The 14,056-nt window shown below is 65.6% G+C and carries 11 protein-coding genes; 10 read left to right on the top strand and 1 reads right to left on the bottom strand.

The annotated features are described in order from the left end of the window. Window positions 1-98: 98 nt before the first annotated feature. From amaB to DIS04_RS13790, 7 genes are all read left to right on the top strand, one after another. Entirely contained in the window at window positions 99-1,592 is a 1,494-nt protein-coding gene (gene amaB, locus DIS04_RS13825; protein WP_111414373.1) for an L-piperidine-6-carboxylate dehydrogenase, read from the top strand. 127 nt (window positions 1,593-1,719) lie between these two features. After that, window positions 1,720-3,000, top strand: coding sequence for an L-pipecolate oxidase (gene amaA, locus DIS04_RS13820; RefSeq protein WP_111414372.1), 1,281 nt, complete (start codon window positions 1,720-1,722; stop codon window positions 2,998-3,000). Window positions 3,001-3,106: 106 nt separating this feature from the next. Then, complete coding sequence (nhaC, locus tag DIS04_RS13815) at window positions 3,107-4,663, top strand: Na+/H+ antiporter NhaC (RefSeq protein ID WP_111414371.1); 1,557 nt, start codon at window positions 3,107-3,109, stop codon at window positions 4,661-4,663. A gap of 372 nt (window positions 4,664-5,035) precedes the next feature. Further along, window positions 5,036-5,347 carry a hypothetical protein gene (locus DIS04_RS13805; RefSeq protein WP_111414369.1) on the top strand — a complete coding sequence of 104 codons (312 nt, stop codon included), beginning with the start codon at window positions 5,036-5,038 and terminating at the stop codon, window positions 5,345-5,347. A 21-nt stretch (window positions 5,348-5,368) separates the two neighbouring features. After that, window positions 5,369-6,577: a M24 family metallopeptidase gene (locus DIS04_RS13800; RefSeq protein ID WP_111414368.1), complete on the top strand. Its 1,209-nt coding sequence runs from the start codon at window positions 5,369-5,371 to the stop codon at window positions 6,575-6,577. Between the two features lie 62 nt (window positions 6,578-6,639). Then, window positions 6,640-8,235, top strand: a complete 1,596-nt coding sequence (locus DIS04_RS13795; RefSeq protein ID WP_111414367.1) for a BCCT family transporter — start codon at window positions 6,640-6,642, stop codon at window positions 8,233-8,235. Further along, complete coding sequence (locus DIS04_RS13790) at window positions 8,235-8,993, top strand: creatininase (RefSeq protein ID WP_111414366.1); 759 nt, start codon at window positions 8,235-8,237, stop codon at window positions 8,991-8,993. The genes DIS04_RS13795 and DIS04_RS13790 overlap by 1 nt, the downstream gene beginning before the upstream one ends. Before the next feature lie 42 nt (window positions 8,994-9,035). Here the strand turns inward: DIS04_RS13790 and DIS04_RS13785 are convergent, their stop codons facing one another. After that, window positions 9,036-9,899 carry a LysR family transcriptional regulator gene (locus tag DIS04_RS13785; protein ID WP_111414365.1) on the bottom strand — a complete coding sequence of 288 codons (864 nt, stop codon included), beginning with the start codon at window positions 9,897-9,899 and terminating at the stop codon, window positions 9,036-9,038. A 205-nt stretch (window positions 9,900-10,104) separates the two neighbouring features. Between DIS04_RS13785 and DIS04_RS13780 the strand changes: the two genes are divergently transcribed. From DIS04_RS13780 to DIS04_RS13770, 3 genes are all read left to right on the top strand, one after another. Continuing rightward, window positions 10,105-11,142, top strand: a complete 1,038-nt coding sequence (locus DIS04_RS13780; protein WP_111414364.1) for a GlxA family transcriptional regulator — start codon at window positions 10,105-10,107, stop codon at window positions 11,140-11,142. Window positions 11,143-11,451: 309 nt separating this feature from the next. Further along, window positions 11,452-12,753 (top strand): serine hydroxymethyltransferase, encoded by a 1,302-nt coding sequence (gene glyA / locus DIS04_RS13775; RefSeq protein ID WP_111414363.1) that lies wholly within the window; start codon window positions 11,452-11,454, stop codon window positions 12,751-12,753. 49 nt (window positions 12,754-12,802) lie between these two features. Then, entirely contained in the window at window positions 12,803-14,053 is a 1,251-nt protein-coding gene (locus tag DIS04_RS13770; RefSeq protein WP_111414362.1) for a sarcosine oxidase subunit beta family protein, read from the top strand. The last annotated feature ends 3 nt before the right edge of the window (window positions 14,054-14,056 follow it).

Here is a 14,056-nt window from a genome sequence, read left to right as displayed (position 1 = left end):
TGAACTTCGTATAAAACGTCGTTTGAGAGGCGTCAAGCACGCCCGCAATACTGCCTGTGTTTCTCAATCGACCCGAGCGGGCAGTAGGAGGAGGAAGAATGATCGATTCCATCATGCAGCGACTTGGCGTGGCCGAAGCCCTGTACCGAGGGGGCGACTACGCCGTGGCCACCCCCACCGATGGCAGCGAGATCGGCCGGGTTCGCCTGGAGCGCGACGACGAGATCAAGGCGCGCATCGATCGCGCTCAAGAGGCCTTCGAAGCCTGGCGCCAGGTTCCGGCGCCGCGGCGCGGCGAGCTGGTGCGCCTGTTCGGCGAGCAGCTGCGCCGCCACAAGGAGGATCTCGGCACCCTGGTGACGCTTGAGTGCGGCAAGATCTACCAGGAGGGCCTCGGCGAAGTGCAGGAGATGATCGACATCTGCGATCTCGCCGTCGGCCAGTCGCGCCAGCTCTACGGCCTGACCATCGCCTCCGAGCGTCCCGGCCACCATATGCGCGAGAGCTGGCATCCGCTGGGGCCGATCGGCCTGATCACCGCCTTCAACTTCCCGGTGGCGCCGTGGGCCTGGAACGCCGCCCTGGCACTGGTGTGCGGCAACAGCCTGCTGTGGAAGCCCTCCGAGAAGACGCCGCTGTGTGCGCTGGCCTGCCAGGCGCTGCTGGAGCGCGCCATGGCCCAATTCGGCGACGAGGCGCCGCGAGACCTCAGCCAGGTCATCATCGGCGAGCGCGAGGCCGGCGAGGTGCTGGTCGACGATCCGCGCGTGCCGCTGATCAGTGCCACCGGCAGCACCCGCATGGGCCGCGAGGTCGCCCCCCGGGTGGCCGCGCGATTCGGCCGCAGCATCCTCGAGCTGGGCGGCAACAACGCCATGATTCTTGCCCCCAGCGCCGACCTGGACATGGCGGTGCGCGCCATCCTGTTCTCGGCCGTGGGCACCGCCGGCCAGCGCTGCACCACCCTGCGCCGGCTGATCGTGCATGAATCCGTGCGCGACGAAGTCCTCGAGCGGGTCAAGAAGGCCTACGCCAACGTCAGCATCGGCGATCCCATGGCGGGCCACCTGGTCGGTCCGCTGATCGATGCGCAGGCCTACGACCAGATGCAGTCCGTGCTCGACAAGGCGCGCAAGCAGGGCGCCAAGGTCTACGGCGGCGAGCGCCGCCTGGCCGAGGAGTATCCCAACGGCTACTACGTGACGCCGGCCATCGTCGAAGTCGAGCAGCAGGACGAGCTGGTCAAGCACGAGACCTTCGCGCCGATCCTCTACGTGATGACCTATCGCGACTTCGACGACGCCATGGCGCTGCAGAACGACGTGCCGCAAGGGCTCTCCTCCTGCATCTTCACCACCGACGTGCGCGAGGCCGAGGCCTTCGTCTCGGACACCGGCAGCGACTGCGGCATCGCCAACGTCAACATCGGCCCGAGCGGCGCCGAGATCGGCGGTGCCTTCGGCGGCGAGAAGGAGACCGGTGGAGGCCGCGAGTCGGGGTCCGACGTCTGGAAGAGCTACATGCGGCGCCAGACCAATACCGTGAACTACTCGCGCGAGCTGCCGCTGGCGCAGGGCATCCGGTTCGACTGACGGCCTTGCGGTGCGGCCCGTTGCCGACCGGGCCGGCGGCAACGGGCCACCCTCGCCGTGTCGGCCCGTGGCGATATCGATGGAGGCAGGCCGCCAGGCAGCTCAACAGCGGGAATGGAGAAGTGGCATGAAAGAGGAGTGCCTCTGGTACGACACGTCGCCCGAGCCGAAACCGGACCTGCCCGCCCTCGAAGGTGCCCAGGTCGCCGACGTGGTGGTGGTCGGCGGCGGCATCACCGGGCTGAGCACGGCCCTGCACCTGGCCGAGGCGGGTACGGCCGTGACGCTGGTCGAGGCCGGCGAGGTCCCCAGCGGCGGCTCGGGCCGCAGTGTCGGCCTGGTCAACGCCGGGCTGTGGATTCCCCCGGATGACATCGTCGAGGCCCTGGGCGAGGAGGATGGCGAGCGTGCCAATGCCATCCTCGGCGCCGCGCCTGCCGAAGTCTTCGCGCTGATCGAGCGCCACGGCATCGAGTGCCAGGCCACCGGCAGCGGTACCTTGCACCTGGCCCACAACGCCAAGGGGGAAGGGGAACTGGCGCGGCGTGCCGAGCAGTTTCAACGGCGCGGTGCACCGGTGGAGCTGCTCGAGGACGACGCCTGTCGCCGCAGGGTCGGCACGCGGCGTATCCGTCGAGCCCTGCTCGATCGCCGCGCGGGTACGCTCAACCCCACGGCCTATACGCGAGGGTTGGCCCGGGCGGCTGCCGCGGCCGGGGCGCTGCTCTATGCCTGCAGCCCCGCGCTGGGCGTCACTCGCGACGGGGACGGCTGGCGCGTCACGACCCCGCGGGGCAGCGTGACGGCACCGCGTCTGGTGCTGGCCACCAACGCCTACACCGAGGAAGACTGGAACCAGGTACGGCAGCACTTCTTCCCCGGCCACTTCTTCCAGGTCGCTTCCGCCCCGCTGGCGGACGAGATCGCCGGCGACATCCTGCCCGAGCGGCAGGGCGCCTGGGACACGCGAATGGTGCTGAGCAGCATGCGGCGCGACGCTGAAGGACGCTTGATCCTGGGCAGCCTGGGGCGTGGCGACGGGCGACCGCTGGCCTACGTGCGCTGCTGGGCAAATCGCATCCAGCGCCACTACTTCCCGCAGCTGGGACGAGTCGACTGGGCCTGTACCTGGACGGGGCGCATCGCGTTTACCCCCGACCATACGCTGCGCCTGTTCGAACCGGCCCCCGGCATCCTGGGCGCCACCGGCTACAACGGGCGCGGCATCACCACCGGCACGGTCGTGGGGAAGGGCCTTGCCCGGTACTTGACGCATGGCGACGACGCGCTTCTGCCGCTCCCGATTCGTTCGCCCAAGCCCATTTACGCCAAGCCCCTGTGGAGTTCGAGCTACGAGGGTGGCTTTACCCTCTACCACAGCGGGCAGTGCCTGCGCGTGCTGATCTGAGGGCCTGCGACGACGCAAGCACAGCGGTCGGCCGGACGCTGGCGCATCTGCCGTACCGACCGAACGCCGACAACCACAACGCCAACATCACGCCGAGGACAACAACATGAGCGACCCGGACGTATCCAAGCCAATCCGCAAGCCAAGCTTTCTCCTCGCCCTGACACCCGTCGTGCTGACGCTTGTCGCCATCGGGGTGCAGATCTTCTATTTCGGCGACTTCACGCCGCACATCCCCCTGGTCATCGGCCTGGCCATCACATCGCTGGTGGGGCTCAGGCTCGGCTTTCGCTGGAAGCGCATCGAAGAGGGCATCTTCCACGTCATCCATATCTCCCTGCCCTCGGTCTCGGTACTCATCTGCGTCGGCATGATCATCGGCGTATGGATTGCCAGCGGCACCGTGCCGAGCCTCATCTACTACGGCTTGACCCTGCTGTCGCCGGCCTATTTCCTGGCCGCCGCCATGCTGCTGTGCTCGCTCGTGTCGCTGTCGCTGGGGACTTCGTGGGGCACGGTGGGTACGGTGGGCCTGGCGCTGATGGGCATCGGTGCCGGGTTCGGCATCCCGGTGTACTGGACGGCAGGGGCCGTGGTCTCGGGGGCCTTCTTCGGCGACAAGGTGTCGCCGCTGTCCGACACGACCAACCTGGCCCCGGCCGTGACCGGCACGGACGTCTTTTCCCACATCAAGAACCTGTTGCCGACCACGATCCCGGCGATGCTGATTGCCCTGGCGATCTATCTCATCGCGGGCTTCATGCTGATCGACGATCAGTCGGCCTCCTTCGAGAGAATCAGTGCCATCACCGCCTCGCTGAACGAGAACTTCACGATTTCTCCCTGGCTGTTGCTGCCTGCACTGCTGGTCATCGTGCTGGCGGTGAAGCGCATGCCGCCCATCCCTTCGCTGTTCGCCGGTGTATTGGCGGGTGCGGTGACCGCGATGCTGGTCCAGGGGGAGGGCCTGCACGCGGTGGTCACCTACGCCAACGACGGCTACACCATCGAGACCGGCGTCGAGTCCATGGACAGCCTGCTCAACCGTGGGGGCATCCAGTCGATGATGTGGACCATCTCGCTGATCCTCATCGCCCTGGGCTTCGGCGGTGCACTGGAGAAGACCGGCTGCCTGGAGACGATCATTCGCGCGATCATGGCCAGGGTGCGCAGCTTCCGGGGGGTGCAGGCGTCGGCCATGCTGACGTCCCTGACCACCAACCTGGTCGCCGGCGACCCCTACCTCTCCATTGCCCTGCCGGGACGCATGTATGCGCCAACCTATCGCGGCCTGGGCTATTCGACGCTGAACCTCTCCCGCGCGATCGAGGAAGGGGGCACGCTGATGTCACCGCTGGTGCCGTGGAATGCCGGCGGGGCCTTCGTCATCAGCGTACTGGGGCTGGGGATCACCGAAGGTAACGTGGAGAACCTTCTCTACATTCCACTGGCCTTCGCCTGCTGGATCTCGCCGCTGATTGGCATCTTCTACGCCCAGTTCGGCCTGTTCTCGCCCAAGGCCAGCGAGGCCGAGCAACGCCTCTGGCAGGAACAGCAAGAGCATATCGCTACCCGCCAGGACCTTGGCGCTGCCGCCGATGCCGCCGTCTCGGTTCAGCCCCCGGCCTCGGCCCCGGCGTCGTCCACTGCATGGAGCCGCTAGGCTGACGCCACGGCACGGGGCGTAACCGCGAGGCGTCTTGCCGGGCATTACCGGCAGGGCGCCTTTCACCTGCCGGCGCCACCGCTGGACCGCCACCACTTCTCCACCGTTGGTGAGGTGCAGGTGGTGCGCTTCATGAACATGACCGGGGCTGCCCCCAGCTCCGCTCTCCCTCGCCTCTCCGATGACGCGGCGACCGTTAGCCGTCGCGCCTGCTCGTCTTTCCCCCTGGCTTGCACTCACGCCTGGCTCTGGCCTGTCGCGGCCCTCTCCGCGGCGGCATTGCCGATGCCAATGCCCCTATTTGCACTAGTCATTGGTGTTGCCGATCGGCGCTGGCCATAGTCCATCCAGACGGCTGGAGAACGCGAAATGAAACTTTGGCGATTGGTGCTGAGAGTGGCTTCCGACTCGAAGGTGTTACAGGACGCCGGTGAACTGAGGCGCAATGTCACCGCCTTCCTGCGCGTGGAAAAAACCTACCAAGTGGCCTGCCTCGGCATCGACATGTTCGGCATCGACTTCCTGGCGGAAGACGAAGAGTTCAATCACATCATGAGTCTGGTGAAGATTCTGGAAACCAGATACCGGCTTTCCATCATGCAGTTCAGCGAGCTTGATGCTGCCAATGAGCCTGGCGTGACAGTAAGGGTCGGTTCCCAACCTGCGACATGTGTCGCGTGAAGAGACGAAGGAGACAACAACATGAAGCTTCCATCGCTGATCGAAATCCCCAACGGTGACAAGGTCGTGCCGACCTTCTCGGATGCCGAGATGCAGGGGCGTCTTGCCCGGCTAAGGGAATACATGGCAGAAAACAATGTCGATGCCGTGGTCCTGACGTCCTATCACAACATCAACTACTTCAGCGATTTCGTTTACTGCAAGTTCGGGCGCGATTACGGGCTGGTCGTGACACAGGATCGGTTTACCACGGTCACCGCCAACATCGACGGCGGCCAGCCCTATCGGCGCAACCGCCTGGGCGACAACATCGTCTACACCGACTGGCAGAAGGACAACTTCTTCAAGGCCGTCAAGCAGCTGTGCGAGGGCAAGCAGCGCGTTGGCGTCGAGTTCGACCACCTCACGCTGCACAACCGGGAGAAGCTGCTCTCTGCCCTGGGCGAGGTGGAGCTCACCGACATCGGCGTGCCGACCATGAAGATGCGCATGATCAAGTCGGCCGAGGAGATCGCCCTGATCCGCCAGGGCGCGCGCATCGCCGACGTGGGCGGCGTGGCCGTGCGCGATGCCATCGCGGCCGGCGTACCGGAGTATGAGGTGGCGCTGGCGGGCCAGGCCGCCATGGTGCGCGAAATCGCCAAGACCTACCCGAACAGCGAGCTGATGGACACCTGGGTCTGGTTCCAGTCGGGCATCAACACCGACGGCGCCCACAACCCGGTGACCAGCCGCCGCGTGCAGCCCGGCGACATCCTGAGCCTGAACACCTTCCCGATGATCTCGGGCTACTACACCGCGCTGGAGCGCACCCTGTTCTGCGAGCACGCCTCGGACGAGCACCTGCGCCTGTGGGAGGTCAATTGCGAGGTGCATCGTCGCGGTCAGGAGCTGATCAAGCCCGGCGTGCGCTGCTGCGACATCGCCCACGAGCTCAACGAGATCTTCGCCAAGCACGACCTGCTGCAGTACCGCACCTTCGGCTACGGCCACTCCTTCGGCACCCTGAGCCACTACTACGGCCGCGAGGCGGGCCTCGAGCTGCGCGAGGACATCGAGACGGTGCTCGAGCCCAACATGGTGGTTTCCATGGAGCCGATGATCATGGTGCCGGAAGGGCGCCCCGGGGCGGGCGGCTACCGCGAACACGACATCCTGGTGGTGAACGAGCACGACGCCGAGAACATCACCGGCTTCCCGTACGGGCCGGAGCACAACATCGTCAAGTGAGCACTCGAGGGGGCGACAAGCCCCCCTTCTGCCTACAAGAACAACGTTACAGGAGTCCGATCATGGTCCTGCACTCCGGCCCCTTCCGGGGGGTCAACCCGCTGGTAACCATGGTGTCCATTGTCTTGATGGTCACCTTCATCGCATTCGCCATACTCTTCCCCCAGACGACGACCGAGCTGATCGACAGGGGGCGCACCTACGTCACGTTCTACTTCAACTCGTGGTATGTCGGGCTGGCCGCGAGCTTCCTTGTCTTTCTCCTCGCACTGGCGTTCAGCAAGTACGGCAGCCTGAAACTGGGCGCGGAGCATGACAAGCCGGAGTTCGGCTACTTCACCTGGTTTGCCATGCTCTACGCCGCCGGACAGGGGATCGGCATCATCTTCTGGTCGATCGCCGAGCCGATCATGCATCTCTCCCAGGGGACACCCTTCTCCGAGGCAGTGGGAAACGGGGAGGCGGCGGACGTGGCCATGCGGCTGGCCTATTTCCACTGGGGGCTGAACGCCTGGGCCATCTACTGCATCGTGGCCCTGAGCCTCGCGCTGATGGCTTATCGCTATGGAAAGCCCCTGAGCATTCGCTACACGCTCTATCCCATTCTCGGGGAGAAGGTCAATGGGTGGATTGGTAACCTCATCGATATCATTGCCGTCTTTGCCACTCTCTTTGGTATTGCAACCTCCCTGGGGCTTGGTGTTCAGCAAATCAATTCCGGTCTTAATTATCTGTGGGATGTGCCTGTCAACCGCCTGGTGCAAGTCACGCTGATCGCGGTCATTACCGTGCTGGCGCTGATCTCGGTGCTGACCGGCCTGAAGCGCGGTATCAAGTATCTCTCCCAGGCCAACATGTGGCTGACCTTCCTGCTGCTGGCGTTCTTCTTCATCTTCGGACCGACCCGCTACATCATCGGTGGTTTCCTCGATTCCACCGGAGATTACCTGAGATCGGTCATTCCCTTGAGCTTCTACACCGGCAGCAACGTAACGGCGGCCAACGGGGCGGACTCCTGGCAGGATTCCTGGCAGGGATGGTGGACGGTCTTCTACTGGGGCTGGTGGATGTCGTGGGCACCGTTCGTGGGGGTCTTCGTCGCTCGCGTCTCCCGCGGGCGGACCATCCGCGAATTCATACTTGGCGTGGTGGGCGTCTCCTCCCTGCTCTCCTTCGTCTGGCTGTCCGCCTATGGCGGCACCGCGCTGTACGAGGAGCTGTTCGGCAGCGGCGGCATCTCCGAGGCCGTGTCCAAGGACGTCTCGCTGGCGCTGTATGCCACCTTCAGCGCCATGGACCTGGGCGTCATCGGTGTGCTTGCCGGCTTCTTCGGCACGGTGCTGGTCGCCACCTATTTCATCACCTCCTCCGATTCGGGCACCCTGGTCATCACCACCATCCTCAGCGAGGGCAATCCGCATCCGCTCTCCCGGCATCGCGTTTTCTGGGGGCTGATGGAGGGGGCCATCGCGGCCGTGCTCTTGCTGGTGGGAGGGACCTGGGCGCTGTCGACACTGCAGACGGCCGCCATCCTCTCGGCACTTCCGTTCTCGCTGATCATGGTGCTGATGGGGATCTCGATACTGCGTGCCGTCCAGCAGGACAGCCTGTTTTGCGAGAAGCGCTCACTAAAGCCCGTTTCGGAGGTGAAAAGCTGATGAACAGCGTCAAGCTGGCGGAGATGGACTGGATGTCCTACCGCGACAGGGTCAAGGACGGCGAATGCACGATTCTGCTGCCGGTGGGGGCCATCGAGCAGCATGGGCCGCACATGTCATTGAACCCGGACGTGCTGATACCGGAGCACATCGCCTGCCGCGTGGCAGAGCGCAGCGGCAACATGCTGGTCGCGCCGCCGATTGCCTACGGCTACAAGTCGCAGGTGAAGTCGGGGGGCGGCAATTTCTTTCCGGGCACCACCTGCGTCAGCGGTCGCTCCCTGGAGGAGTACGCCTATGACGTGATCCTCGCCTACGTGGCGCACGGCAACCGGGAATTCATCGTGGTCAACGGCCACTTCGAAAACTCGATGTTCCTGGTCGAGGCGGCCGATCGGGCGGTCGAGCATGCCCGGCTATCCGGCATCGAAATCAAGGTGGTGCTGCTCTCCTACTGGGATTTCATCAGCGCAACCACCATCGAGAAGGTCTTCCCCGAAGGCTTCTCGGGCTGGGCGGTCGAGCACGGCGGCGTGCTGGAGACCTCGATCATGCTGAAGATACATCCCGAGCTGGTGGACATGTCGAAGGCGGTCGACATCCCGCCGGCCGAGTTCCCGCCCTACGACGTCTTTCCGCCGGATCCAGCCTGGGTGCCGAGCTCGGGTACCCTTTCGTCGCCGGCCAAGGCAACGGCGGAGAAGGGGAAGTGGATACTCGACGAGTGTATTGCCGGGATCTGCCGGACCTTCGGCTGAAGCAGGAGGCGTTGGCAACCGCTGCGGTTGCCAATGCGCCAGCTACAGGTTGGCGAGCCCGGAACGCAGGAAATCGAGCACGTGGCGGGAGGCCACATTGAGTTCCCGCTGTTTGTAGTAGAGGCCGATACACACCCTGCCGAGCTCGGGCAGAGTGCTTGAGCTGGCGGCGTGCTTCAAGTGTTCGGGTATCACCGACCTGGCCATCGCCGTGATGCCCAGCCCCTCTTCCACCGCCGAGAAGATGCCGAGCAGGCTGGTGCTCGTGTACATGAAGCGGAAGGGATGCTGCTGCGACTCCAGGGCGTCTTCCATCAGGGAGCGATAGACACAGCCTTGGGGGTAGGCGATCAGCGGAATGGGGTCGTCATGGCCGTTGATCAGTCGGCTATCCTTGTAGACCCACTCCAGCCCCTCCAGTCGATAATCGCGGGCGTCCCTGTCCTCGTCCTCCTTGGCATGCTCCATGGCCAGGGCGATGTCGTAGTGGCCCTTCTGGTAACGCTGCAGAATCACCTTGCTGATCTCGCAATCGACCTCGACGACGATGTTGGGGTAGACGCGAGACAGATTCCTCAGGGCCTTGGGCAGAAACGCCAGCTCGAAATCGTTGGGAATACCGAGCCTGACCTTGCCGGAAACGTTGTCGCCCCGAACCTTGGCGATGATCTGATCGTTGATCTCCAGCATCTGGCGTGCGGCCTCGTAGAGGTATTCGCCATCCTCGGTCAGTTCCAGGCTGGAGCCGCGCAGGAAGATCTTGGTGTTGAGCAGCTCCTCGAGCTTCTTGACCTGAAGGCTGATCGCCGGCTGCGAGCGGCCCAGCAGCTCGCCGGCGCTGGTGAAGCCGCCGAGGTCCTTGATGGTGACGAAGGTGCGCAGAAGGTCGGTGGGTATGTTGGTCATTGTCTTGCCGTTGTCGTGTCGGGTGCCGCCTCAGGTGGCTTCGACCTGCCGGAGGACGCAGGCAGCACATCGCCCTTTGCCTGAGTCTATCTTGTAATGGCTTCCAGAGTGTCACACAGCCGCTTGCCAGGCTCGCAGAATGCGATAGAGTCGAGGCGATGGGCCTCGTTCGCCCGGTAGTACCCTTCGTGACGCAGGAGCCGCCATGAATCTTCCTCTCAGGGGCGAGCCCCTCTCGGTCGGCTTCGTCCTGCTGCACCGCTTCACCCTGCTGCCGTTCGCCGCCTTCGTCGACTGCCTGCGCCTGGCCGCCGACGAGGGCGACCGCAGCCGCCAGCTGCGCTGCCACTGGACCTTCATGACCAGCACGGGGGGGCCGGCGACTTCCAGCTGCGGGGCTTCCATCACGCCTTGCGAGCCTTTCCGCGATCCGCAGGAGTTCGACTACATCGTGGTGATCGGCGGTGTCCTCGACGACGCCGATCAGCTCGATACCATGGCACTGGCCTACCTGCGTCGGGCGGCGAGTGCCCAGGTGCCGCTGGTCGGGCTGTGCACCGGGGTCTTCGCCCTGATCCAGGCCGGCCTGATGGGTGGCCGGCGCTGCTGCGTCAGCTGGTACCACCACCGCGACATGATCCAGCGCTTTCCCACCATCGAGCCGGTGGCCGACCGGCTGTTCGTCGATGATGGCGACCGGCTCACCTGTGCGGGCGGTTCGGCGGGGGCGGATCTGGCCGCCTATCTGGTCGAGCGGCACCTGGGCAAGGCCTGGGCCATGAAGAGCCTGCGCATCATGCTGCTCGACGAAGCCCGCATCGGTGCGCATCCGCAGCCGCAGCCGGTGGTGTTCGGCAAGATCGAGGATCGCCTGGTGCGTCGTTCCATCGCCGTGCTCGAGCAGCACCTGGGCGAGCCGATCTCGATGGAGACGCTGGCCGAGCGGGTCGGCACCTCGCGGCGCAACCTGGAGCGCCGCTTCCGCGAGACCCTGGGCGTCGGGCCGCAGAAGTTCGCCCGCGACCTGCGCCTGCGCTACGGGCTGTGGCTGCTGCACTACACCGGCAAGAGCGTCACCGAGATCGGCGAGCGCTGCGGCTTCGCCGATACGGCCCACTTCTCGCGCCACTTTCGCAGCGCCTTCGGCATGCCGCCGTCGGAGATGCGCAAGCGTGCCGAGGAGCCGGGAAGCGACCGCGTCGATCCCTTCTTCCTGCATATCGAATCCCGTCCGGCGGTCTGACCGCTGCGTCGCTATTTCCCGCCTCACGGGTGCTGTAGGCGTGCCGCCATGCTTGCCGGCCGCGCTTCGACGAAAGTGGCGGGCACCTTCACCGCGGGCCTGTCATTCAGCAAAGCTGTCGCATTTATTCAATCTTTCTCTCTCTTGTGAGCCTTTAATCGACGCATGAGCCGAAAACCTCCCCGCGAGGATGATCCAGGCATAAGGATTTCAAATTTCTCACCCCTGCGGGTTGCCGATAGATTCGCAAGACAGCACCCCGTGCAGACACGTCACCGCGACAACAGGTCACAACAACAGGAGTCAGTCATGAACCAAGCCGGTCTCGCATCCTTCGATGCCCAGGTTGCCGCCGCCATCGCCGACGAAGTGGCGCGCCAGGAGGCGCACGTCGAGCTGATCGCCTCGGAAAACTATGCCAGCCGCGCGGTCATGGAGGCCCAGGGCACCCAGCTGACCAACAAGTACGCCGAGGGCTACCCGGGCAAGCGCTACTACGGCGGCTGCGAGCACGTCGACGTGGTCGAGAAGCTCGCCATCGAGCGCGCCTGCGACCTGTTCGGCGCCGACTACGCCAACGTCCAGCCCCACTCCGGCGCCCAGGCCAACGCGGCCGCCTTCATGGCGCTGGTCAAGCCGGGCGACACCGTGCTCGGCATGAGCCTGGCCCACGGCGGCCACCTGACCCACGGCGCGGCGCCCAACTTCTCCGGCAAGCACTACCACGCCGTGCAGTACGGCCTGAATGCCGAGACCGGCGAGATCGACTACGAGGAGGTCGAGCGGCTGGCGCGCAGCCACAAGCCCAAGCTGATCATTGCCGGCTTCTCCGCCTACTCGCGGGTAGTCGACTGGCGGCGCTTCCGCGACATCGCCGACGAGGTCGGCGCCTGGCTGATGGTCGACATGGCGCACGTGGCGGGCCTGGTCGCCGCCGGGCTCTACCCCAGCCCGATTCCCCATGCCCACGTGGTCACCACCACCACGCACAAGACCCTGCGCGGCCCGCGCGGTGGCCTGATCCTCTCGGCCCACGGCGACCAGGAGCTTTACAAGAAGCTCAACGGCGCGGTCTTCCCCGGCCAGCAGGGCGGGCCGCTGATGCACGTGATCGCGGCCAAGGCGGTGGCCTTCAAGGAGGCCATGAGCCAGTCCTTCGTGCAGTACCAGCAGCGCGTGATCGACAACGCCCGGGCCATGGCCAAGGTCTTCGTCGAGCGCGGTTACGACGTGGTCTCCGGGGGCACCGACGACCATCTCTTCCTGGTCTCGCTGATCCGCCAGGGCGTCACCGGCAAGGATGCCGACGCGGCGCTGGGCCGCGCGCACATCACCGTCAACAAGAACGCCGTGCCCAACGACCCGCAGAGCCCCTTCGTCACCTCCGGCCTGCGCATCGGTACCCCGGCGGTGACCTCGCGCGGCTTCGACGTGGCCGACTGCGAGGCGCTCGCCGGCTGGATCTGCGACATCCTCGACGTGCTGGCCGAGCAGGGCAACACTGAGGCCGTGGAGGCCGAAGTGCGCGAGAAGGTCGCCGAGCTCTGCCTGCGGCACCCGGTCTACGGCACCGCCACACCGGCCGCGGCACACGAAACCGCCACCGCCTGAACCGCATGGGACCGGCCCTGTCCGCCAGGGCCGGTCGAGGAGAGAAAAGATGCAACGCTATTCGGGATTCGGGCTGGCCAAGCACGCCCTGAGCCACCATGAGAACTGGGAGCGCCAGTGGCGCAACCCCACGCCGAAGAAGCAGTACGACGTGATCATCGTCGGCGGCGGCGGCCACGGCCTGGCCACCGCCTACTACCTGGCCAAGGAGCACGGCATCCGCAACGTGGCGGTGGTCGAGAAGGGCTGGCTGGGCGGCGGCAACACTGCGCGCAACACCACCATCGTGCGCTCCAACTACCTGTGGGACGAGGCCGCGGCGCTCTACGAACACGCGATGAAGCTGTGGGAAGGGCTGTCGCAGGACCTCAACTACAACGTGATGTTCTCCCAGCGCGGCGTGATGAACCTCGGCCACACCCTGCAGGACATGCGCGACATCCAGCGCCGGGTCAACGCCAACCGCCTCAACGGCATCGACAGCGAGGTGCTCACCCCCGAGCAGATCCAGCAGATCGTGCCGATCATGGATTGCTCGAAGAACGCCCGCTATCCGATCCTCGGCGCCTCCTGGCAGCCGCGCGCCGGCGTGGCGCGCCACGACGCCGTGGCCTGGGGCTTCGCCCGCGCCGCCGATGCGCTGGGCGTGGACCTGCTGCAGAACACCGAGGTCACCGGCTTCAAGATCCGCGACGGGCGCGTCTTCGGCGTGCACACCAACCGCGGCGACATCGAGGCCAAGACCGTCGGCTGCGTGGCGGCGGGCAACTCCGGGGTGCTGGCGAAGATGGCCGGCTTCCGCCTGCCGCTGGAGTCGCATCCGCTGCAGGCGCTGGTCTCCGAGCCGCTCAAGCCGGTACTCGACACCGTGGTGATGTCCAACCACGTGCACGGCTACATCAGCCAGACCGACAAGGGCGACCTGGTCATCGGGGCCGGCATCGACGGCTACAACGGCTACGGCCAGCGCGGCAGCTACCCCACGGTCGAGCATACCCTGCAGGCCATCGTCGAGATGTTCCCGATCTTCTCGCGGGTGCGCATGAACCGGCAGTGGGGCGGCATCGTCGACACCTGCCCGGACGCCTGCCCGATCCTGTCGAAGACGCCGGTGAAGGGGCTGTTCTTCAACTGCGGCTGGGGCACCGGCGGCTTCAAGGCCACCCCCGGTTCCGGTCACGTATTCGCCTGGACCCTGGCCAAGGGTCAGGCCCACCCGCTCGCGGCGCCCTTCTCCATCGACCGCTTCCACAGCGGGGCACTGGTCGACGAGCACGGCGCGGCCGGGGTCGCACACTAAGGA

This window comes from Billgrantia lactosivorans, assembly GCF_003254665.1.
In the GTDB taxonomy this organism is placed as follows: domain Bacteria; phylum Pseudomonadota; class Gammaproteobacteria; order Pseudomonadales; family Halomonadaceae; genus Halomonas; species Halomonas lactosivorans.
Note: the sequence above shows the minus strand (reverse complement) of the source record. Positions and strands in the feature narration are given on the sequence as shown.

Bases quoted from the DNA above. Each gene is read 5' to 3' on its own strand.
- amaB (WP_111414373.1), top strand. From the start codon at position 99: ATGATCGATTCCATCATGCAGCGACTTGGCGTGGCCGAAGCCCTGTAC.
- amaA (WP_111414372.1), top strand. From the start codon at position 1,720: ATGAAAGAGGAGTGCCTCTGGTACGACACGTCGCCCGAGCCGAAACCG.
- nhaC (WP_111414371.1), top strand. From the start codon at position 3,107: ATGAGCGACCCGGACGTATCCAAGCCAATCCGCAAGCCAAGCTTTCTC.
- DIS04_RS13805 (WP_111414369.1), top strand. From the start codon at position 5,036: ATGAAACTTTGGCGATTGGTGCTGAGAGTGGCTTCCGACTCGAAGGTG.
- DIS04_RS13800 (WP_111414368.1), top strand. From the start codon at position 5,369: ATGAAGCTTCCATCGCTGATCGAAATCCCCAACGGTGACAAGGTCGTG.
- DIS04_RS13795 (WP_111414367.1), top strand. From the start codon at position 6,640: ATGGTCCTGCACTCCGGCCCCTTCCGGGGGGTCAACCCGCTGGTAACC.
- DIS04_RS13790 (WP_111414366.1), top strand. From the start codon at position 8,235: ATGAACAGCGTCAAGCTGGCGGAGATGGACTGGATGTCCTACCGCGAC.
- DIS04_RS13785 (WP_111414365.1), bottom strand. From the start codon at position 9,899: ATGACCAACATACCCACCGACCTTCTGCGCACCTTCGTCACCATCAAG.
- DIS04_RS13780 (WP_111414364.1), top strand. From the start codon at position 10,105: ATGAATCTTCCTCTCAGGGGCGAGCCCCTCTCGGTCGGCTTCGTCCTG.
- glyA (WP_111414363.1), top strand. From the start codon at position 11,452: ATGAACCAAGCCGGTCTCGCATCCTTCGATGCCCAGGTTGCCGCCGCC.
- DIS04_RS13770 (WP_111414362.1), top strand. From the start codon at position 12,803: ATGCAACGCTATTCGGGATTCGGGCTGGCCAAGCACGCCCTGAGCCAC.